The sequence below is a fragment of the Vibrio sp. vnigr-6D03 genome, assembly GCF_002835515.1.
Taxonomy (GTDB): domain Bacteria; phylum Pseudomonadota; class Gammaproteobacteria; order Enterobacterales; family Vibrionaceae; genus Vibrio; species Vibrio penaeicida.
Genome location: NZ_PIZL01000015.1, coordinates 163,929 through 184,878, shown reverse-complemented (window position 1 = coordinate 184,878; position 20,950 = coordinate 163,929). Strand labels below are relative to the sequence as shown.

The 20,950-nt window shown below is 44.6% G+C and carries 17 protein-coding genes; 16 read left to right on the top strand and 1 reads right to left on the bottom strand.

Annotation, left to right across the window (positions count from 1 at the left end; translation table 11 throughout):
* The first annotated feature begins 31 nt into the window (after nt 1-31).
* From rlmD to CW749_RS12690, 14 genes are all read left to right on the top strand, one after another.
* Nucleotides 32-1,351, top strand: coding sequence for a 23S rRNA (uracil(1939)-C(5))-methyltransferase RlmD (gene rlmD, locus CW749_RS12755; RefSeq protein WP_101112518.1), 1,320 nt, complete (start codon nt 32-34; stop codon nt 1,349-1,351).
* A 128-nt stretch (nt 1,352-1,479) separates the two neighbouring features.
* Nucleotides 1,480-3,699 carry a GTP diphosphokinase gene (gene relA / locus CW749_RS12750; protein WP_101112517.1) on the top strand — a complete coding sequence of 740 codons (2,220 nt, stop codon included), beginning with the start codon at nt 1,480-1,482 and terminating at the stop codon, nt 3,697-3,699.
* 250 nt (nt 3,700-3,949) lie between these two features.
* The gene (mazG, locus tag CW749_RS12745) at nt 3,950-4,756 is read left to right on the top strand and encodes a nucleoside triphosphate pyrophosphohydrolase (protein WP_101112579.1); all 807 of its coding nucleotides are present in this window, start codon (nt 3,950-3,952) and stop codon (nt 4,754-4,756) included.
* Nucleotides 4,757-4,971: 215 nt separating this feature from the next.
* The gene (locus CW749_RS12740) at nt 4,972-6,612 is read left to right on the top strand and encodes a CTP synthase (protein WP_101112516.1); all 1,641 of its coding nucleotides are present in this window, start codon (nt 4,972-4,974) and stop codon (nt 6,610-6,612) included.
* Nucleotides 6,613-6,689: 77 nt separating this feature from the next.
* Complete coding sequence (gene eno / locus CW749_RS12735; protein ID WP_101112515.1) at nt 6,690-7,991, top strand: phosphopyruvate hydratase; 1,302 nt, start codon at nt 6,690-6,692, stop codon at nt 7,989-7,991.
* 158 nt (nt 7,992-8,149) lie between these two features.
* On the top strand, nt 8,150-8,437 hold the full coding sequence (ftsB, locus tag CW749_RS12730) for a cell division protein FtsB (protein ID WP_101112514.1): 288 nt from the start codon (nt 8,150-8,152) through the stop codon (nt 8,435-8,437).
* Nucleotides 8,438-8,449: 12 nt separating this feature from the next.
* Nucleotides 8,450-9,175, top strand: coding sequence for a 2-C-methyl-D-erythritol 4-phosphate cytidylyltransferase (gene ispD, locus CW749_RS12725; RefSeq protein ID WP_101112513.1), 726 nt, complete (start codon nt 8,450-8,452; stop codon nt 9,173-9,175).
* A 10-nt stretch (nt 9,176-9,185) separates the two neighbouring features.
* Nucleotides 9,186-9,662, top strand: a complete 477-nt coding sequence (ispF, locus tag CW749_RS12720; RefSeq protein WP_101112512.1) for a 2-C-methyl-D-erythritol 2,4-cyclodiphosphate synthase — start codon at nt 9,186-9,188, stop codon at nt 9,660-9,662.
* A 3-nt stretch (nt 9,663-9,665) separates the two neighbouring features.
* Nucleotides 9,666-10,718, top strand: coding sequence for a tRNA pseudouridine(13) synthase TruD (truD, locus tag CW749_RS12715; protein ID WP_101112511.1), 1,053 nt, complete (start codon nt 9,666-9,668; stop codon nt 10,716-10,718).
* 297 nt (nt 10,719-11,015) lie between these two features.
* Nucleotides 11,016-11,762: a 5'/3'-nucleotidase SurE gene (gene surE / locus CW749_RS12710; protein ID WP_101112510.1), complete on the top strand. Its 747-nt coding sequence runs from the start codon at nt 11,016-11,018 to the stop codon at nt 11,760-11,762.
* Nucleotides 11,763-12,389: a protein-L-isoaspartate(D-aspartate) O-methyltransferase gene (locus tag CW749_RS12705; protein ID WP_101112509.1), complete on the top strand. Its 627-nt coding sequence runs from the start codon at nt 11,763-11,765 to the stop codon at nt 12,387-12,389. It abuts the gene before it with no gap.
* 16 nt (nt 12,390-12,405) lie between these two features.
* On the top strand, nt 12,406-13,332 hold the full coding sequence (locus tag CW749_RS12700; protein WP_237322438.1) for a peptidoglycan DD-metalloendopeptidase family protein: 927 nt from the start codon (nt 12,406-12,408) through the stop codon (nt 13,330-13,332).
* Nucleotides 13,333-13,391: 59 nt separating this feature from the next.
* Nucleotides 13,392-14,378, top strand: a complete 987-nt coding sequence (gene rpoS / locus CW749_RS12695; protein ID WP_101112507.1) for an RNA polymerase sigma factor RpoS — start codon at nt 13,392-13,394, stop codon at nt 14,376-14,378.
* 190 nt (nt 14,379-14,568) lie between these two features.
* Complete coding sequence (locus tag CW749_RS12690) at nt 14,569-15,087, top strand: hypothetical protein (protein WP_101112506.1); 519 nt, start codon at nt 14,569-14,571, stop codon at nt 15,085-15,087.
* A gap of 81 nt (nt 15,088-15,168) precedes the next feature.
* On the opposite strand, the gene mutS is transcribed toward CW749_RS12690, so the two are convergent.
* Nucleotides 15,169-17,700, bottom strand: coding sequence for a DNA mismatch repair protein MutS (mutS, locus tag CW749_RS12685; RefSeq protein ID WP_101112578.1), 2,532 nt, complete (start codon nt 17,698-17,700; stop codon nt 15,169-15,171).
* Between the two features lie 404 nt (nt 17,701-18,104).
* Here mutS and CW749_RS12680 point away from each other — a divergent pair, with 404 nt between their 5' ends.
* Together CW749_RS12680 and CW749_RS12675 are read left to right on the top strand one after the other, a co-directional pair.
* Nucleotides 18,105-18,722, top strand: a complete 618-nt coding sequence (locus CW749_RS12680) for a DUF1449 family protein (RefSeq protein WP_101112505.1) — start codon at nt 18,105-18,107, stop codon at nt 18,720-18,722.
* Nucleotides 18,723-18,752: 30 nt separating this feature from the next.
* The gene (locus CW749_RS12675) at nt 18,753-20,906 is read left to right on the top strand and encodes a peptidase (RefSeq protein ID WP_101112504.1); all 2,154 of its coding nucleotides are present in this window, start codon (nt 18,753-18,755) and stop codon (nt 20,904-20,906) included.
* Nucleotides 20,907-20,950: the final 44 nt, after the last annotated feature.

Below are 20,950 nucleotides of genomic sequence, written 5' to 3'. Positions count from 1 at the left end.
AAAACACTGAAGCAAAATAGGCAATTAAAGTATGGCGCGTTTTTATCAGCCAAAGAAAAAATCATCTGTTGAAACTAAGCATCAGGTTTTCAACATCGAAAAGCTCGACCATCATGGAGCGGGCATTGCTTATCATAACAAGCGACCTGTATTTATTGATGGTGCGTTGCCAGGTGAATCGGTTGTGGGCCAGTTTACCGAGCAAAAAAGTAAATTTTCACGCGCAAAACTCATCAAGATAAAGAAAGACAGCTCAGTACGAGTCAGCCCGTTTTGCAAACACTATGAGTCATGTGGTGGCTGTAACCTTCAGCATTTGGAGCAAACGGCTCAAGTCGAACACAAAAATCAGACACTACAACAGCTGATGAAAAAGTTTTCAGGCAGTGAGCTCGCCCTTGAAAAAGAAGTAACAGGCGTAAGTGTGGGTTACCGCCGCCGCGCTCGAATTAGTGTGCAGGTAGATAAAAAAACGCGTGAGCTGAATTTTGGCTTTCGTGAAAAAATGAGTAAGCGCATTGCGAATGTTGATAGCTGCGCTGTGCTTGCCCCAGAACTAGAAGCGCTATTGGTGCCCACAAAAAACTTACTTAGTTCTTTTTCTCGAAAGGAAAGCATTGGGCATGTTGAACTCGTAAAAGCAGACAACACACTAGTATTTTTGCTTCGCCATACTTCTGAATTGAGTGACAAAGACCAGAAACAGTTGATGGCATTTGCAGAAGAGCACGCTCTGACCCTATATCTAATGCCAGCAGCAGATGTGTTGAACAAAGTATCTGGCGTGCAGCCTTTCTATAAAGAAGTTGGGGTTGAGTTGCCGTTTGAGCCAACAAATTTCATTCAAGTGAATGCTCAAGTGAACGAAAAAATGGTGGCTCAAGCCTTAACATGGTTGAACACAAAAGCTGATGAACGTGTGTTGGACCTATTTTGTGGGCTTGGTAATTTCAGTTTACCGCTAGCGAAACAAGCAGGCTCTGTCATTGGCGTGGAAGGTATTCAAGATATGGTGGATGTTGCTACAAACAATGCGATCTTAAACCAGCTCAGCAATGTCCAATTTTATCAAGCTAACTTAGAAGAAGACATGTCCAAAGCGCCATGGGCAAGCAAGCGATTTGATAAAATACTGCTCGATCCCGCACGCGCAGGTGCGGCAGGTATTGTCGACCAACTTTCGCGATTAGGAGCAAAAGCGGTCGTGTATGTTTCTTGTAATCCTGCTACGCTTGCACGTGACAGTCAGAGCTTACTTGAACAAGGCTACAAACTTAAAAAAATCGGGATGCTTGATATGTTTCCCCATACCAGCCATTTAGAAAGCATGGCGCTATTTGAAAAAGATTAACTTCACGCATACTAGGTCAACAAACCCTAATATCTGTCAAAGCACGGTAATGTTCCGCCGCTTGGGTATTTTGCTGGAGAATCGACAGGTGACTCACCTGTATGTCTGTTGCTAGATAGGAAAGAAACATGGTCGCTGTACGCGGTGCGCATTTAAATACTGAAGAATTTGAATTAGACAGTTGGATAGCCAGCTTAAAACAAGATGAAAAAACCAGCCATAAGTTGCTGGCGGTTTATCGTCACTGTGAAGAGCTTCTCGGTGATGAACCTCAAGCGCAACTTTTACTGTGGCGCGGTCGAGAAATGATCGAAATTCTCATCACATTGTCTATGGATGCGCCGACGCTTATTTCTGCTCAACTATTCCCCGTGGTCACATCCGGCTTTTATGACCGCGAAGAGTTAACCGAAAAATATGGCAAAGAGACATTAAAGCTTATCGATGGTGTCGAAGAAATGGCGGCAATCGGTCAACTCAATGTCACACTGGATGGCTCGGCAGCATCTGGGCAAGTTGATAACGTACGACGAATGCTTCTCGCAATGGTGGACGACTTCAGATGCGTCGTCATTAAGCTATCTGAGCGGATTTGTAATTTACGCGAAGTGAAAGACGAGCCTGATGAAGTGCGTCAAGCAGCAGCCAAAGAGTGCGCCAACATATACGCGCCCTTGGCCAACCGCTTGGGTATTGGCCAGCTAAAGTGGGAAATTGAAGATTACGCTTTTCGCTATAAGCATTCTAAAACCTACAAACAAATTGCTAAACAACTGTCTGAAAGACGTATTGTTCGTGAGCAATACATCGAAGACTTTGTCACGGATCTGTCCAAAGAGATGAAGGTCTGCAATATCAATGCAGAGGTCAGCGGTCGCCCTAAGCATATTTACAGTATTTGGCGAAAAATGCAGAAAAAGAGCTTGGCATTTGATGAGCTGTTTGATGTTCGAGCAGTACGAATTATTGCCGACAAACTGCAAGACTGTTATGCCGCCTTAGGTGTCGTGCACACTAAATACAAACACTTGCCGAGTGAATTTGATGACTACGTTGCTAACCCGAAACCGAATGGTTACCAATCCATTCACACGGTGATTTTGGGACCAGAAGGCAAAACCATCGAGATCCAAATCCGAACCAAGCAAATGCATGAAGATTCGGAGCTTGGAGTTGCGGCGCACTGGAAATACAAAGAAGGCGCGTCCAGCGGTCGTAGTGGTTATGATGAGAAGATCACATGGCTACGTAAGCTTCTGGATTGGCAGGAAGAAATGTCTGATTCCGGTGAAATGCTGGATGAATTACGAAGCCAGGTCTTTGATGACCGCGTTTATGCCTTTACCCCACGAGGTGATGTGGTCGATTTGCCGATGGGCGCAACGCCACTTGATTTTGCTTATCACATTCACTCAGAAGTCGGGCATCGTTGTATCGGCGCAAAGGTGGCGGGGCGAATTGTGCCATTTACGCACAAACTTACCATGGGTGACCAAGTTGAAATCATCACCTCAAAGGAGCCAAATCCGTCTCGTGACTGGTTAAACCCTTCACTAGGATTCGTGCACTCTGGTCGAGCACGCGCCAAAATTAATGCATGGTTCCGCAAGCAAAGCCGAGAGAAAAACCTCGAAGCAGGGCGTGAAATATTGGAAACCGAATTAGCGAAAATCGGTGCATCCCTAAAAGATGCCGACCAATATGCACTGAAACGATTCAATGTGAATACGCCAGACGAACTCTATGCCGGTATCGGCAGTGGTGATTTGAGAATTAATCAAATCGTCAATCACATCAATGCATTGGTGAACAAACCCACCGCTGAAGAAGAAGACCAACAAGCGCTAGAACGCCTTCAGGAAAAAGAGAACAAAGCCCCAGCTCAAAGCCGCCCGAAAAAGGACGCAGTGGTTGTTGAAGGTGTGGACAACTTAATGACGCACTTAGCGCGTTGCTGCCAGCCCATACCGGGCGATGAAATCTCAGGTTACATCACTCAAGGGCGTGGTATTTCTGTTCACCGAAGCGACTGTGAACAGCTTGAGGAGCTAAGGCACCACGCGCCAGAGCGTATCATTGATACCGTCTGGGGAAGTGGTTTCGTCGGTTCCTACATCATTACAGTTCGGGTTGAAGGTCTAGAGCGAGGCGGCTTGCTAAAAGACATCACCACCTTGTTTGCCAACGAGAAAATCAAAGTCACCAGCATGAAAAGCCGGACGGATTACAAAAAGCAAATGTCGATAATGGATTTCGATTTAGAAGTCACTAATGTGGAAATATTTACGCGGGTGACGAAGCGAGTTGAGCAGATCAAGGATGTGATGTCGGTGAAACGTCTCGGCTAATTTTTACGTCGTATTTGGCTTTCTAACTGCGTTGGTTTCACTTGTTTCGCTCCATCACATAGGCGAGCTATGTTCAGGAGACTTACAAGATTACCGCCTTGTTAGAAGAACCAACTACTTAGTAAAAATGAAAGTAGTCTTTCTCTAAAGTACGGGAAGAATGAAAAATAAAGGTGAGTGGTTATGCTACTCACCTTTTTTTGTTCAATTATTTACTAGTTTAGAAAGTTTAAATTTAAAGGGTAGAGAAATGAGTCATCCAATTGAACAGCTTAAGCAAATTATGGAACAACTAAGAGATCCTGATGGGGGCTGTCCTTGGGACTTGAAGCAGGACTTTGACACTATTGTGCCTCACACCATTGAAGAAACGTACGAAGTGGTGGATGCCATTCATAAGCGTGATTGGAGCAACTTGAAAGAAGAGTTGGGTGATTTGCTGTTTCAGGTCATCTTCTACAGTCAATTGGCAAAAGAGCAAGATTTGTTCGATTTTGATGATGTCGTAGAAGGTGTGAATGAAAAACTGACTCGACGTCATCCACATGTTTTTTCAGATGCAGAATTTGCCAGCGACGCTGAAATCAATGCGAATTGGGAGCAAGAGAAAGCCAAGGAAAAAGCGGAGAAAGGCATCTCTGAAGAAAGCATTCTCGACGCTGTGCCTTCGTCTTTACCCGCGATGTCCCGTGCAAACAAAATTCAGAAAAAATGCGCCCAATACGGATTTGACTGGAAAACGTTAGGTCCCGTCGTTGATAAGGTTCAAGAAGAAATCTATGAGGTCATGGAAGAAGCGCTGCAAGTCACGCCTGATCAAAATTTAGTGGAAGAGGAATTGGGTGACTTACTCTTTGCTGTAGTCAATTTCTCTCGTCATTTGAACGCAAACCCTGAATCTGCGCTCAGCAAAGCCAACACTAAATTTGAACGCCGCTTCAGGCTGGTGGAAGAGAAAGTACGAGCGGAAGGTAAGGTCCTTGGAGAGTGTTCTCTTGACGAACTCGATACGCTTTGGGACGAAGTTAAAGTGGATGAAAAAAGAAAAAGCGGATAATTCACTGGTTCTACCAATACTGAAAAACACGAATTTCTTTTGCAGTAGCACGTAAAGTTATCTAACGTATTGAAGTTTGCTGATTTGATTTGAAGCAAAAAATAAAAATATTGAGTGTGATAAGTTTCACGTTGTGGCGGTAACGGCCTTCTGGTATATTTGCATCCCGTCCAGAAGAATTCCATTTCCCTCATTCAACCAATTTCAGGTTAAACATGACGACAAATTACATTTTTGTTACTGGTGGGGTTGTATCCTCTCTAGGTAAAGGTATTGCAGCAGCTTCTTTGGCCGCTATTCTTGAAGCTCGTGGTCTTAAAGTGACTATGATGAAGCTTGACCCTTACATCAACGTTGATCCAGGCACAATGAGCCCTACTCAGCATGGTGAAGTGTTCGTCACGGAAGATGGCGCAGAGACAGACCTAGACCTTGGTCACTATGAGCGTTTCATTCGCACCAAGATGACTAAGCGTAACAATTTTACTGCAGGTCGTGTTTATGCAGATGTTCTACGTAAAGAACGTCGCGGCGATTACTTGGGTGCAACGATTCAGGTTATCCCTCACATCACCAACTCAATCAAAGACCGCGTAATTGCAGGTTCTGAAGGTCACGATGTGGCTATCGTTGAAGTGGGTGGCACAGTAGGCGATATTGAATCTCTACCGTTTATGGAAGCCATTCGTCAGCTAGCTGTGGAATTAGGTCGTGAGCGTGCAATGTTTATGCACCTGACTCTTGTACCATACCTTGCAGCAGCGGGCGAAGTGAAAACCAAACCGACTCAGCATTCTGTTAAAGAGCTGCTGTCTATCGGTATCCAGCCAGACATTCTTGTTTGCCGTAGTGATCGTATCATTCCTGCAAACGAGCGTAAGAAGATTGCCCTTTTCTGTAATGTGTCGGAAAAAGCGGTTATCTCGATGAAAGACGTAGATTCTATCTACAAGATTCCTCAGTTAATTAAAGCTCAAGGTCTTGATGATCTTGTGTGTACTCGTTTTGGCATAGATGCTCCAGAAGCGGATTTGTCTGAATGGGAACAGGTTATTTACGAAGAAGCGAACCCAACTGCAGAAGTTACTATCGGCATGGTGGGTAAGTACATCGAACTTCCTGATGCCTACAAATCGGTGAACGAAGCGCTGAAACACGCAGGTCTTAAGAATCGCCTAAGCGTGAAAATCAAATACGTCGACTCTCAAGACGTCGAAACCAAAGGTGAAGAAGCGCTTGAAGGTTTGGATGCTATCTTGGTTCCTGGTGGATTTGGCGATCGTGGCATCGAAGGCAAAATCCGTGCAGCGCAGTATGCACGTGAAAACAACGTACCTTACCTAGGTATTTGTTTGGGTATGCAAGTCGCATTGATCGAATACGCGCGTAATGTCGTGGGTATGGAAGGTGCGCATTCAACAGAATTTAACAAAGAGACACAGTACCCTGTGGTAGGTTTGATCACTGAGTGGGTTGACGGTGAAGGTAAAGTTGAAGAACGTACCGAAACTTCAGATCTTGGTGGTACTATGCGTCTTGGTTCACAGCTATGTCACTTAGCGAAAGGGACAAAAGCACGTGAAATGTACGGTAGCGCAACGATTCATGAGCGTCATCGTCACCGTTATGAAGTGAACAACAATCTTCGTCCACAAATCGAAAAAGCAGGTCTAAAAGTATCTGGTTTGTCAGCAGACAAGAAACTGGTCGAAGTGATTGAGAACCCAGCTCACCCATGGTTTGTAGCGGCTCAATTCCACCCAGAGTTCACTTCAACACCTCGCGATGGTCACCCACTATTCGCAGGTTTCGTAAAAGCGGCTGGTGAATTCCAGCGTGACGAATTAGAGAAGTAAAAGGATACGGGTAGTCGCGAACGCAGTGCGGCTACCCTTTAAATTTGACATTTATATTTGAACGAGAGGAAACATTAATGTCTAAGATCGTTAAAGTTCTAGGTCGTGAAATCATCGACTCACGTGGTAACCCAACTGTAGAAGCTGAAGTACACCTAGAAGGCGGTTTCGTAGGTATGGCGGCTGCACCATCAGGCGCATCTACTGGTTCTCGCGAAGCTCTTGAGCTGCGTGACGGTGACAAAGCACGTTTCCTAGGTAAAGGTGTTCTTAAAGCAGTTGACGCTGTAAACGGCCCAATCGCTGAAGCTCTAGTGGGCAAAGACGCGAAAGCTCAAGCTGACGTTGACGGCATCATGATCGACCTAGACGGAACAGAGAACAAATCTCAGTTCGGTGCTAACGCTATCCTAGCGGTTTCTCTAGCGAATGCTAAAGCAGCAGCTGCAGCGAAAGGCATGCCTTTGTTCGAGCACATTGCTGAGCTTAACGGCACTCCTGGTCAATTCTCTATGCCTCTACCAATGATGAACATCATCAACGGTGGTGAGCACGCAGATAACAACGTTGACATCCAAGAGTTCATGATCCAGCCAGTTGGTGCTAAGACTCTTAAAGAAGCGCTACGTGTAGGTGCTGAAGTATTCCACAACCTTGCTAAAGTTCTTAAGTCTAAAGGCTACAGCACTGCAGTTGGTGATGAAGGTGGTTTCGCTCCTAACCTTAAGTCTAACGCTGAAGCACTAGAAGTTATCGCAGAAGCTGTTGCTAATGCTGGTTACGAGCTAGGTAAAGACGTAACTCTAGCTATGGACTGTGCTGCATCTGAGTTCTTCGACAAAGACGCTGGCATCTACAACATGAAAGGCGAAGGTAAGACTTTCTCTTCTGAAGAGTTCAACCACTACCTAGCTGAGCTAGCTAACCAATTCCCAATCGTTTCTATCGAAGACGGTCTTGACGAGTCTGATTGGGCTGGCTTCAAGCACCAAACTGAACTACTAGGTGACAAGCTTCAACTAGTAGGTGACGATCTGTTCGTTACTAACACTAAGATCCTAGCGGAAGGTATCGAGAAAGGCGTTGCTAACTCTATCCTTATCAAGTTCAACCAAATCGGTTCTCTAACTGAGACTCTAGCTGCAATCAAGATGGCTAAAGATGCAGGTTACACAGCTGTAATCTCTCACCGTTCTGGCGAAACTGAAGACGCAACTATCGCTGATCTAGCGGTAGGTACTGCTGCAGGTCAAATCAAGACTGGTTCTATGAGCCGTTCTGACCGTGTTGCTAAGTACAACCAGCTAATTCGTATCGAAGAAGCTCTAGGTGAAAAAGCACCTTACAACGGTCTTAAAGAAGTTAAAGGTCAAGCTTAATTCTTCACTGAATTAAACGCTTAGCTTTCATGCTTTAAAAAATGCCTCGCATATGCGGGGCATTTTTGTATCTGCTTGACCAAACCTCTGCCGTTCTCTTCGCTCTAACCGCCTGAATATGGTATATATGTCCCTACGTTTTTTTCTTGGATGACACCATGCGATTCTTTGCCATAGTCTTAGTCGGATTACTGATTGCTTTGCAATATGCTGTTTGGTTCAGCAAGAATGGCGAACTAGATCTGGCGTCAACTCAAAGAGACATCGCCATCCAAGAAGATGTGAATGAGAAGCTGCGTCAACGCAACCAAGAAATGTTCGCGGAAATTGATGATCTTCGCCAAGGTTTGGATGCCATCGAAGAACGAGCTCGAAATGAGCTAGGGTTAATTAAAGATGACGAAACTTTCTTCCGTATTATTGGCGAAGAAAGCAGTTCCAGATAATCAGATAAAGTAATGACAAAAACAGATTCTCAAACAGGTTCTCATGCAGATGGTGTGATAGCCATCGTTCCAGCGGCAGGTGTTGGTAGCCGCATGCAAGCAGATTGCCCAAAACAATATCTCACCATTGGTACTCAAACCATACTAGAGCACACGGTTCGCCTTCTTCTCTCTCATCCACAGATCAAGCATATCGTGATAGCAGTGAGCGAAAATGATGAGTATTTTTCTGACCTTGCTATTGCGGAACTCTCGAAAATAACACGAGTAGCGGGTGGCGTTGAGAGAGCCGACTCGGTTCTTTCTGGATTGAATCATATAAATACTCACTTTGCACAAAACGAGTGGGTTCTGGTACATGATGCCGCGCGTCCATGTATCACACTTAGTGATATTGATAAGCTTATAGCGGCATGTAAAGAACACGCTGTTGGCGGTATTTTGGCTGCGCCTGTCAAAGACACCATGAAACGCAGCGATGCTAGCAAACATATTAAAAATACAGTGGAACGTGAAAACCTTTGGCATGCGCTAACACCACAAATGTTTCGCTGTAAAAAGTTGCAAGAGGTTCTTAATGAGGCACTTATACAAGGTGCGCTTATTACAGATGAAGCCTCGGCTATGGAGCGATGTGGTTATCAACCTCTATTAGTAACAGGTCGCTCTGACAACATTAAGATTACTCAACCAGAAGATTTAGCACTCGCTGAGTTCTATCTGAACCGGAATGATTAAGGAACACAAAATGATTCGAATTGGACACGGTTTCGACGTGCATAAATTTGGTGGTGAAGGACCGGTTATCATTGGTGGGGTCAAGGTGCCTTACGAATTTGGCCTTGTTGCTCACTCCGATGGTGACGTGGCGCTTCACGCTCTATCCGATGCATTACTTGGTGCTATCGCGGAAGGTGATATTGGTCGTCATTTTCCTGATACCGATGATAAATGGAAAGGTGCAGATAGCCGTGCATTGTTGCGAGACGTATACCGCCTAGTTAAAGAAAAAGGCTATATCATTGGCAACGTCGACGTCACGATAATTGCTCAAGCACCTAAAATGGCACCTCACATTAACGCAATGTGTGAATCCATAGCGGAAGATCTAGAAACTGATATCAGCAACGTTAATGTGAAAGCGACGACGTCTGAACGTCTTGGTTTTACTGGTAGAAAAGAAGGCATTGCGACAGAAGCAGTGGCTTTAATCATCAAGAAGTAAATTATGAACGATATTCTCGCCCCATTTGCGTATTCGAATGGAAAGCCTCAATCCGAGGCAAAGCTAAAAGCACAGCCGCAACATTTTGTTGTGAAAGAAGACTTGGGTTTTTCATTTACAGGTGCTGGAGAGCACTTAATGCTGCTCATCCGAAAAACAGGTGAAAATACCAGTTTTGTTGCGAATGAATTAGCTAAAGCATGTGGCGTGAAATCAAAAGACGTCAGCTGGGCAGGCTTAAAAGATAGACATGCCGTGACTGAACAATGGTTAAGTGTCCATTTGCCCAAAGGCGATACTCCCGACTTTTCTGCATTTTTAACGCAGTATCCCAGCATCGAAATTCTCGATATAACCCGCCATAACAAAAAATTAAGACCGGGTGATTTGAAAGGTAATTTCTTTGAGATAACACTGACTCAGGTGACGGATATTCCGAGTGTGATATCGCGCTTGGAGAATGTTGCTCGCCATGGTGTGCCAAACTATTTTGGTGCGCAACGTTTCGGACGTGATGGGAACAACGTAGAAGAGGCTCGACGCTGGGGACGAGAAAATGTCCGTACTCGCAATCAAAACAAGCGCAGCTTGTATCTTTCTAGTGCACGCTCGTGGATATTCAATCACATTCTTTCCAAGCGAATTGAATCGGGCGTGTGGCAATCTCCACTGATTGGCGACATCCTTTTAAATACAGAAGGCACGCTTAAAGTGACAGAGGACAACTTTGCAGACAGCGAGCAACTTGTCTCTAACGGAAAAGCCGAAATAACAGCGGCAATGGCCGGTGATAATGCACTGCCAACATCCGATGCAACATTGGATTTAGAGCAGCCTTGTTTGGATGCTGAGCCTGATTTGATGGCACTTATTCGCGGCAACAGAATGCGACATGAACGTCGGGCAGTGCAGCTTTTCCCTAAAGAATTAGCGTGGGATGTACAGGATAATGAGATCGCACTCAAATTCTGGTTACCTTCCGGATGTTTTGCTACTTCTATTATGCGTGAATTGGTGAATGCTGAGGAAGAAGAGCGTCAGTTTTCGCCTTCTTAGTACTTAACCTGAACTCGGGATAACAACTTGCCTTCTAATGGCTCTTTTCACTGAATACTGCGTTGAACCCTCTCCCAATAACCCGTTATTGGTTCGTGGTTTCGCCTTGTCTTAAGTGAAAATTTCTCATTAGAATGTCTCGATATAAAATTTTATTTATTTTATTGGGTTCGCTAACCTCTTATCCCGAGTTCAGGTTACTTAATCTAGAAAGCACTTAACATAGAAAGTACATAACCTTAAAAGCGCATAATCTTCGTAGAGTATTAACCCTTTCGGTATTGGGTAGAGATATAGATGAAAATATTATTGAGCAATGATGATGGTGTTCATGCTCAAGGCATACATGAACTAAAGCGTGCACTGTCAGATATTGCTGACGTTATTCTTGTTGCTCCAGATCGGAATCGTTCCGGTGCGTCCAATTCCCTGACGCTTGAAACACCCTTACGAGTTATTGAACTAGAAAAAAACGTGTATTCAGTGCAAGGAACACCAACGGACTGCGTGCACTTTGCGTTGAATGAATTATTGAAAGAGGATAAGCCTGATCTTGTTGTCTCTGGGATAAACCATGGTGCGAACTTAGGTGACGATGTTCTGTATTCAGGAACCGTCGCAGCAGCGATGGAGGGGCACTTTCTTGGGGTTCAGTCGATAGCAATATCGTTGGCGGGTAAACATCATTTTGAAACGGCTGCACATGTCGCAAAACAATTAGTTGAGCAGCATCTTATCCATCCTATTCCGACCAATAGACTGATTAATGTGAATGTTCCCGACATTCCGATTCATGATCTTGAGCCTTTCGAAGTAACAAGGTTAGGCGCTCGCCATCATGCCGAAGACATGATTAAGCAAAAGGACCCAAGAGGACATGAAATTTATTGGTTAGGCCCTCCTGGAAAAGAACAGGATGCAGGGGAAGGAACCGATTTCCATGCAATTTCAAATCGATTAGTGTCTATAACGCCGCTGCAAGTAGACTTGACGGCGCATGAATCTTTACCAAGCATGGAGCATTGGTTAAAGGGGAATAGGTAGATGAGTCATCCACAAGCCAATAAATTAATTGAATTTTTGCAGGGAATGGGTATCCAAGATATCAATGTATTGGATGCTATTCGACGATTGCCCAGAGAGTCTTTTGTTTCGCAAGCAATGATGCATCAGGCTTACGATAACAACGCGTTGCCCATTGGAGCAGGACAGACCATTTCTCAGCCCTACATTGTGGCAAAAATGACTGAACTCCTAAACCTCCGTACTGACAGTAGAGTACTTGAGGTGGGCACGGGATCTGGCTATCAAACTGCAGTATTGGCCCAACTGGTGGATCATGTCTATTCTATTGAGCGTATTAAATCGTTGCAGTGGGATGCGAAGCGCAGGTTGAAACAACTGGATATCTATAATGTTTCGACCAAACATGGTGACGGTTGGAAAGGATGGGCAGCAAAAGCCCCATTTGATGCCATTATTGTTACAGCCGCAGCCAGTGAAGTACCAACAGCGCTAGTGGACCAGTTAGATGAAGGGGGGATCTTAGTGATCCCTGTCGGCGAAGCCGAACAAACTTTGATAAAAGTACAAAAACTTAACAATGAGATAGTTACAGAAGTAATTGAAATGGTTAGATTTGTACCATTGGTTGCGGGTGATTTAGCTTAAAGGGTATTGAGTGTCACTGAAAATAACAGCTTCGCTTTTTCAAATAATTCTCGCTACTACACTGGTAGGGTGTGCAGCGCACAGCCCTGCACCGGTTTCTAGCCTAGGGAAGAATTACGAGCAAGTAGAACGTGGCAGCTATCGCGGTAGCTATTACGAAGTCGAAAAAGGTGACACCCTATATTTCATTGCTTATGTCACGGGCAAAGATGTTAATCAACTCATTAAATACAATAGACTTTCCTCTCCCTACACGATTCACCCCGGTCAAAAAATCCGACTGTGGCAACCTGCTTATATCGCACCAGATTTAGCCGGCTCGGGTTCTGATTCCGTTAAAGTAGCGGCAGCGACAACCGCATCGGCAGCAACGGTGGCGACAGCAGGGGCTGCCACAGCGACAGCTGCTAGTGTTCCCAAATCAAAAGCGAGTGAGCCGAAAAAGAAAGAAAAGTCACAGGTTAAAAAAGAATCAACAAAGAAGCTTGATCAATCCAGATCAAAGGAGTATGTTGAAAATAAAAGTAAACAGGTTGTTAACAAACCTGTTAAGACAACAAAAAAGAATAATACTAAGATTTCTAAGTGGTTATGGCCTACTAAGGGTCGAATCACAAAAGGTTTTTCCACAGGAGAGCAGGGAAATAAAGGGATAGACATTGCGGGACAGCGAGGTCAATCCATAGTCTCTACTGCGGAAGGAACAGTCGTTTATTCAGGTAACGCGCTGCGCGGATATGGCAATCTTGTCATCGTCAAACATAATGACAACTACCTCAGTGCTTATGCCCATAATGAACGCTTGCTAGTAAAAGAAGGACAAAGTGTAAAAGCTGGTCAGAAAATCGCAACAATGGGTTCATCTGGCGCCAACAGTGTTCGTCTACACTTCGAAATTCGCTATCAGGGAAAGTCAGTGAATCCTAAGCGCTACTTGCCCTAGTTACAATTCAACGACATTGATAGTAGTAATGTCTTGCGAACTCGCCAGGGGGAGGCACTATGAGTATCAGCAATGCAGTAACGAAAGTCGAAGAAGAGTTTGAAGTTGAAGCGGTTGCAATGGAACAACCTTCCGCAGAAACAAGAGCTCTGACACCTGAAAAACAATCTGAGCAAAAAGAAGACTTTGAAGTCACGTCGAAAAGCTTAGATGCCACTCAACTTTACCTAGGAGAGATTGGTTTTTCTCCACTGCTTACCGCCGAAGAAGAAGTTTTGTATGCGCGTCGCGCACTTCGCGGTGACAAAGCTGCCCGCAAACGAATGATCGAAAGTAACCTGCGATTAGTTGTGAAAATTTCACGCCGTTACGGTAACCGTGGTCTTGCACTACTCGATCTTATCGAAGAAGGTAATTTAGGTTTAATCCGTGCAGTAGAGAAATTTGATCCAGAGAGAGGTTTCCGATTCTCAACTTACGCCACTTGGTGGATCCGTCAAACCATTGAACGGGCGTTGATGAATCAAACAAGAACCATTCGACTGCCTATTCACGTTGTAAAAGAGCTGAATATTTATCTTAGAACAGCTCGAGAGCTTTCTCAGAAGCTTGATCACGAACCGACGGCTGAAGAAATAGCACAAAAACTTGATAAACCTGTTGATGACGTGAGTAAGATGCTTCGTCTTAACGAGAGAGTCAGTTCTGTGGATACGCCAATTGGCGGCGAAAGTGAAAAAGCACTACTCGACATCATTCCAGACATCAATAACTCTGATCCTGAAGTTTGTACGCAGGATGACGATATAAAACATTCTTTAATTGACTGGCTTGATGATCTGAATCCTAAGCAGAAAGAAGTGCTTGCACGACGTTTTGGTCTTCTTGGCTATGAACCATCCACTTTGGAAGAAGTGGGACGAGAAATCAATCTAACTCGTGAGCGCGTTCGTCAGATCCAAGTAGAAGGGCTTCGCCGCTTAAGAGAGATCTTAGTGAAACAAGGTCTGAACATGGAATCGCTATTTAATGTCGAAAACGACTAGGCGTTGAAATGTGAAGTAAGAGCTGCCAATGGTAGCTCTTTTTGTTTGCCCATAGAATTTGTATTTTTGGGATCTAAGTCGTCTTATTTTGTTAACACTCCTAATGTATTCATTGAATGTATGTTTGATTTGGGTTTAATTTTTGAGCAAAATGTTTTGCGATATTAATAAAAAGATTCAAAGGACTTCAATGAAACGTTTAATTCTTCCCACTATTGTATCGGCTTTAGTTTTAACAGGATGTTCTTCCACGCAACAAAATCAAATTGTTAAGGATATTAGCAATTCAACGATTGATGCGGTGTTTGGTGGTTCTTCGTCATCTACGGATAACGCAGTTACAGACACTCGTTCTACTCAGAAGACGTCGTTTTACATTACCGAGGCAACCGTTCATTCACCAGATTTTGGCAGGGTGTCGGTATCTAAAGCGAAAAACCCCAAAGGGTTGACTGAAGTGAAAATTGGTAAATCGATACATTTAGACAGTGGCGGAGAATTGGGGGCTACGATGTACCTATATCCAATTACGTCTGAAGGTTATATCGTAGATAAGCCAGAAACCTTCCATAGAATGAGTCATTTGGCGGTCGTCAACAGCGGTCGATACTATGTAAAAGCGGAGGCGTCCGGAAACAGTCTCTATGCATCAGGTTACGTGGACATTGAAAGAGGAGTAACAAACAAGGTGAATCTTTCTTTCGAATAATGAATATTAAGGGCGAGAATATTCTCGCCCTTTTTACGTTTCAAATCGCAACGGCTCCTTCAATTACAGCCGTTTTTTCAGTTACAGCATTTTCTTCAATCGATATAACGCATCCAATGCCTGCCGTGGGGTAAGATCATCCGGATCGATATCGGCAAGTGCCAACTCAATATCACTCGGCTCCGGAATCAGGCTCAATTGATTTGCTACATCCACTTGGCTAGGAGAGTTAGGTTGTTGGTCGCTCAATTGCTCAAGCTGATTCAATTTGGCGCGCGCATTTTTAATGACGGTTTTTGGTACACCGGCCAAACCCGCAACCGCCAAACCATAAGATTTGCTCGCGGCACCTTCTTGAACTGCATGCATAAAGGCGATAGTGTCACCATGCTCGACGGCGTCTAAATGTACGTTAGCCAATGTTGGTAACTGGTTTGGCAGTTCGGTTAGCTCAAAGTAGTGGGTTGCAAATAAAGTCATTGCGCCAATGTTTTTTGCCAGCCATTCAGCGCTTGCCCACGCTAACGATAACCCATCATAGGTGCTGGTTCCGCGTCCAATCTCATCCATTAACACCAAACTGCGTGCCGTGGCATTGTGAAGAATATTGGCTGTTTCAGTCATCTCGACCATGAAGGTTGAGCGACCAGAGGCTAAATCGTCCGATGCGCCAATTCGGGTAAAGATTCTATCTGTTGACCCGATAACAGCGGATTCAGCAGGTACATAAGAACCAATGTGTGCCATTAGCGTGATTAACGCAGTTTGACGCATATAGGTGGATTTACCACCCATATTAGGGCCGGTAATGATCAACATTTTACGCTCTTCACCCAGAACAATCGGGTTGGCGATAAAGGGATCATCCATCACTTGCTCAACCACAGGATGACGACCAGCCTGAATGTGGATGCCAATTTCGTCTTTTAACGTCGGGCGGCAATAGTCTAGGCTTTCTGCTCTCTCGGCTAAATTTTGCAAAACATCCAGCTGTGACAATGCAGAGGAAAGGTTTTGCATGGCTTCAAGGTGAGGTAAAAGTAGGTCGAACAATTCTTCCCAAAGTTTTTTCTCTATCGCAAGTGCTTTAGATTTCGAACTCAGAACTTTGTCTTCATGCTCTTTTAGCTCAGGAATGATGTAACGTTCTGCATTTTTTAATGTTTGCCTGCGAACATAGTGAGGTGGAACAAGATGGCTTTGCCCACGGCTCACTTGAATAAAGAAGCCATGAACATTGTTGTAGCCAACTTTGAGTGTATCGATGCCATGTCGATCGCGTTCTTCAGCTTCGAGCCTTTCTAGGTACTCCGTTGCGCCATCCGCGAGATCGCGCCACTCATCGAGTTCAGCACTGTAGCCTTGAGCAATCACACCGCCATCACGAATAACCACTGGCGGGTTTTCTTTTATGGCACGCTCTAGCAAATCACAGAGCTCGCCTTGAGGAGAGGTAAAACCGGCAAGCTTTTTAAGGTAAGGGTGAGCCACACTTTCGAGGATCTCTGAAAGTTCAGGAAGTTGCTGCATCGCATGGCGAAGGCGAGCCAGATCTCGTGGTCTTGCACTGCGAATAGCCAGCCTTGCCAAAATTCGTTCTATGTCGCCGATCTGTTTTAACACAGGGTGTAATTCACCAAACAGTGCGCTCTCTTTTATTTCAGATATCGCATCTAATCGCTGGTTCAAGGTATCCAACTGACGCATCGGTTGGTGCAGCCAACGTTTGAGCATACGGCTACCCATAGCGGTTGCCGTATAATCAAGCACTTCCGAGAGGGTATTTTCCGACCCGCCCGCCAAGTTTTGAGTGATTTCTAGATTACGTCGAGTAGCGGCATCTAAGATCACTGAGTGATCTTGTCGATCGTGGGTCAATGATCGAATGTGTGGCAGAGCAGTACGCTGTGTGTCTTTTACGTACTGAATCAGGCATCCGGCGGCACATAAGCCTAACTCCGCTTTTTCAACACCAAAGCCAACCAGGTCTTTCGTGCCAAATTGCTGATTAAGCTGCTGTTTTGCGGTGTCCAATTCAAATTCCCAGATAGGGCGACGGCGGTTACCATTTCGGCTTGCCATCAAATGAACCGGTTCAAAATCCTCGGGGAAAAGCAATTCTTTAGGGGAGGTACGCTGCAGTTCGGCCGCCATGGCTTCTTCTGTATCGGGTTCCATGAGTTGAAAACGACCAGACGTCATATCGAGCGTTGCGTATCCAAACTTATCATTGTGGTAGTAAATGGCGGCAATGAGGTTGTCGACTCGTTCAGCAAGAAGAGCTTCGTCAGTGACGGTGCCGGGTGTCACTATACGAACGACTTTACGCTCTACTGGTCCTTTGCTGGTGGCAGGGTCGCCAATTTGCTCACATATCGCTACCGACTCACCGAGTTGAACCAGTTTTGCCAAGTAGCCTTCTACAGCGTGGAAAGGAACCCCAGCCATAGGGATCGGCTCACCGCCAGAAGCGCCACGTTTAGTCAGAGAAATATCCAGTAACTGAGACGCCCGCTTTGCATCATCATAAAAGAGTTCGTAAAAATCCCCCATGCGATAAAAAAGCAAGATGTCAGGATTTTCCGCCTTGAGCCTCATGTATTGCTGCATCATCGGCGTGTGTTTTTGCGTCGCGGTGCTGGTTGTCACTGGTTTTTCCTTTTTGATTGTCTTATCAGACAAAAATGTGGCGTAAATGATATTAACCAGCCAGCCAGAAAGCAATGGCGTTTTGGGCTTGGTTGTAATCCAACAGACAGGATGAGAAAAATACATGTTAACGCGAGCTTAAATGGAACACGATTTTGTTCCACGGGATAGCAATTCTTAAATATGAATTCTGAACTAATTTCTCATTGATAATAAATTCAATGTATTTTTTTGAAGCGCATCAATAAACCCTGTAACTGACTTTTATTTTAATAGGTCGTTCTGTATCGTTTTGAAAATAAATCTTAAATAGATAACGTTAGCATTAGCCCGGCTAGGCAGTGACTAACAACAAATTGGATAAACGCATGGCTTTTGAACTGTTTTTGTCGGTACTACTCTCGTTTCCGACGAACGTCTTTTTTATTCCTTTTATCATCTTCTTTGTCATCATGCTCATTGATTTGGTCTTTGATGTATTTGAAGGCTTATTAGGTGAACTGGATATCGTTGATTTGGATAATATGACAGGTGGCAGCCTCATTTTGCCTCCCATATTAACCAAGGTTCCACTGCCTATTGCGTTGTGCGTTAGCCTGTTTGTCGCAACGATTATCGAGTACTACCTCGATACGATTCTACTTTCTTCTTTATCCGATACCCTGTCTATTGTCTTCGGTGCCATTTCATTGCCGGTTGTTGCTTACATAGCCTTATACATAGCATCGATCTTGCTTAAACCCTTGGCTCCATTTTTTAATAAAGAAAACGCCTTTGCCAAGATTGACTACATTGGGCTCAGAGCAAAAGTGCACAGCAGCCAAGTTAGCCAAGATATTGGTGGAGAGGTCATTATTCTGCATAACGGCAATGAAGTGTTGTTGGATGTGGTAGCAAGCAGTAAGCAAGATATTCAATATGGCGATGAAGTGGTCATCGTGTCTAAAGATAATGAATCGCAGCGCTATTTCGTTGCGAAAGCATAAATACAATTAAAACCCTTTAAGGAGTTGGTCATGGTTTTATCACCCAGTATGGTGTTCATATTAGCCGGTGTTGCGCTATTTTTATTGGTTCTTATTTTCCTTACTTCTCGCTATAAAAAAGTCAGAATTGAAGGTGAAGCCTTAATCGTAAATGGCATCGACAGAACACGAGCATCACTAACGGGTACCTTTGTTTGGCCGGTTGTAAACCGATTCGAATATATGGATATCACACGTAAAAAAATCTCGGTTGTTCGCAGTGGTCGTAAAGACCAAGAAGGCGAGGAATACGAAGGCTTGCATTGTAGCGATAATATCCGCGCAGACTTGAAAGTGGATTTCTATATTGGTGTTAACCATGAAGAAGACGACATTGTTCGCGTAGCGAAACTCTTCACAGCGAATGAAGCATCTAATCTAGACCGCCTTAAGGAGCACTTCCAACCTAAGTTCTCTGAAGCATTGAAAACAGCGGTTAAGCAGTTTGAGTTTGAAGAGCTGCTAACCAACCGACGTACATTCCGTGATGCCGTTGTACAGGTTATCGGTAGCGAAATGGATGGTTTCAAAATCTATGACGTTGTTATTGACAAGATTGACCAAACATCACTTGAAGCGCACAACCCAGATAACATTCTAGATGTTGAAGGTATCCGCAAAATTTCTTCTATCACTGCTCAGAAGAACACGGAAACCAATGCGATCCGCCAAGACGAGCGCACAACCATCAAGAAAAAAGACGTTGAAGCAGAAGCAAACCGTCTTCAATTGGACAAGCAAGAAAAAGAAAGTATTGCACGTACTCAGCGCGAAATTGAAATTATTGAAGCGCAAGAAAATGCACTTTCTGAAGAGAAGCGCCAAGAATACGAACGTGTCTCTCAGCTCGCGAAATTAGAAACCGAAGAAGAAGTCTCTAAGAAACGTGAAAGCGTAGAGATGGAAGTCGAAATGACGCGTATCGCGAATAAGCGTCAGGTAGCGATTCAAGAAGAAGAGCTAAGCCGTGCGGTGGAAACTGAAAAAGTTCGCACTTCTTCTGAAGTGGTACAAAAAGAGATGGAAAAAGAAACATCTGTAGAAGAAGCACTTAAATCCGTCGCTGAAACTCGTTCACAACGCGTAGAAATTGAAAGAAAGATTGCACGTGAAGAGGAAGAAACTGAAAACTTGCGTGTCAATGAGCAAGTTAACCGTAAGAAGCGCGTTTCTATGGTTGAGGCTGAAGCCGTTGCTGAAGCGAAGCAACTTGAGTTACTCGTCGCAGCACGTGCTGAAAAAGACGCAGCGAAAGAAAAAGCAGAGCGTCTATTGATCGAGAAAGACGCAGAACTGAAAGTGAAAACTCGTGATGCTGAAAACGAGTTAGCGGTGAAAACTCGTGAAGCGGAAGCAGCACATATAGTGGCAACCAAGCAAGCTGATGCAGAAAAAATAGTGCGCCAGCGTCAAGCGGAAGCAGAACTAGAAGCCGCCGCGAAAGAAGCTGAAGCGCAATACTTGTTGAAAGAGCGTGAAGCCGCTGCGAAAGAGCGCATGGCGCTTGCAGAGAAAGAAGAAATCAGTGCAACTGGTTTAGCGCAAGTGGAAGTGGATCGTGAACGCGCCCAAGCGATACGTGAAACCGGTGAAGCAGAAGCATACACATTGCAAAGTGCTGGTGAAGCCGAAGCGAACGCACTACGCGCGAAAGGTCTGGCTGAAGCAGAATCGCAAACTGCACGTTTTGAAGCGGCTCAGAAATACGATGACCAAACTCGTGAACACGACAAGTGGGTTATGCAGCTTCAGCAAGAGAAAGAGCTGGATCTGGCACGAATTGATGCTCAAAGAGACGTTTCAAGTGAAAGCGCGAAAGCGTTGGCACAAGCCTTGGCAGCCGCAGACATCAAACTATTTGGTGGCGACGGTATGGAGCAAATTCGACGCACTGTGATTGATTCTGCGTCAATGGATGTGAAATTTGAAGAGTCGAAAGTCTTGAACCCGCTTGTTGCGGAATACATGAACGGCGACCGCAGCTTGCCGCAAGATATCAAAGACATTCTGGAAAATACTGAACTGAAAAGCAGTGACTTAAGTAATGTAGCTTTGGCGAGCTTACTGAATTCTCAAGGTGGTGCAACAGAACTTCTGAAGAAAATTCAGCAGACTGTAAATACCTCTGATAGTTCTGAATCTTAATCGCCCCTATTGAGTCCAACACCCACACTTGCTTCCTGTAAGTG

Excerpts from the sequence above, each read along its gene's own strand:
- CW749_RS12680 (WP_101112505.1), top strand. The coding sequence starts at position 18,105 with ATGGCTTTTGAACTGTTTTTGTCGGTACTACTCTCGTTTCCGACGAAC.
- CW749_RS12690 (WP_101112506.1), top strand. The coding sequence starts at position 14,569 with ATGAAACGTTTAATTCTTCCCACTATTGTATCGGCTTTAGTTTTAACA.
- rlmD (WP_101112518.1), top strand. The coding sequence starts at position 32 with ATGGCGCGTTTTTATCAGCCAAAGAAAAAATCATCTGTTGAAACTAAG.
- rpoS (WP_101112507.1), top strand. The coding sequence starts at position 13,392 with ATGAGTATCAGCAATGCAGTAACGAAAGTCGAAGAAGAGTTTGAAGTT.
- ispD (WP_101112513.1), top strand. The coding sequence starts at position 8,450 with ATGACAAAAACAGATTCTCAAACAGGTTCTCATGCAGATGGTGTGATA.
- ftsB (WP_101112514.1), top strand. The coding sequence starts at position 8,150 with ATGCGATTCTTTGCCATAGTCTTAGTCGGATTACTGATTGCTTTGCAA.
- truD (WP_101112511.1), top strand. The coding sequence starts at position 9,666 with ATGAACGATATTCTCGCCCCATTTGCGTATTCGAATGGAAAGCCTCAA.
- ispF (WP_101112512.1), top strand. The coding sequence starts at position 9,186 with ATGATTCGAATTGGACACGGTTTCGACGTGCATAAATTTGGTGGTGAA.
- eno (WP_101112515.1), top strand. The coding sequence starts at position 6,690 with ATGTCTAAGATCGTTAAAGTTCTAGGTCGTGAAATCATCGACTCACGT.
- mutS (WP_101112578.1), bottom strand. The coding sequence starts at position 17,700 with ATGATGCAGCAATACATGAGGCTCAAGGCGGAAAATCCTGACATCTTG.
- relA (WP_101112517.1), top strand. The coding sequence starts at position 1,480 with ATGGTCGCTGTACGCGGTGCGCATTTAAATACTGAAGAATTTGAATTA.
- CW749_RS12675 (WP_101112504.1), top strand. The coding sequence starts at position 18,753 with ATGGTTTTATCACCCAGTATGGTGTTCATATTAGCCGGTGTTGCGCTA.
- mazG (WP_101112579.1), top strand. The coding sequence starts at position 3,950 with ATGAGTCATCCAATTGAACAGCTTAAGCAAATTATGGAACAACTAAGA.
- CW749_RS12705 (WP_101112509.1), top strand. The coding sequence starts at position 11,763 with ATGAGTCATCCACAAGCCAATAAATTAATTGAATTTTTGCAGGGAATG.
- surE (WP_101112510.1), top strand. The coding sequence starts at position 11,016 with ATGAAAATATTATTGAGCAATGATGATGGTGTTCATGCTCAAGGCATA.
- CW749_RS12740 (WP_101112516.1), top strand. The coding sequence starts at position 4,972 with ATGACGACAAATTACATTTTTGTTACTGGTGGGGTTGTATCCTCTCTA.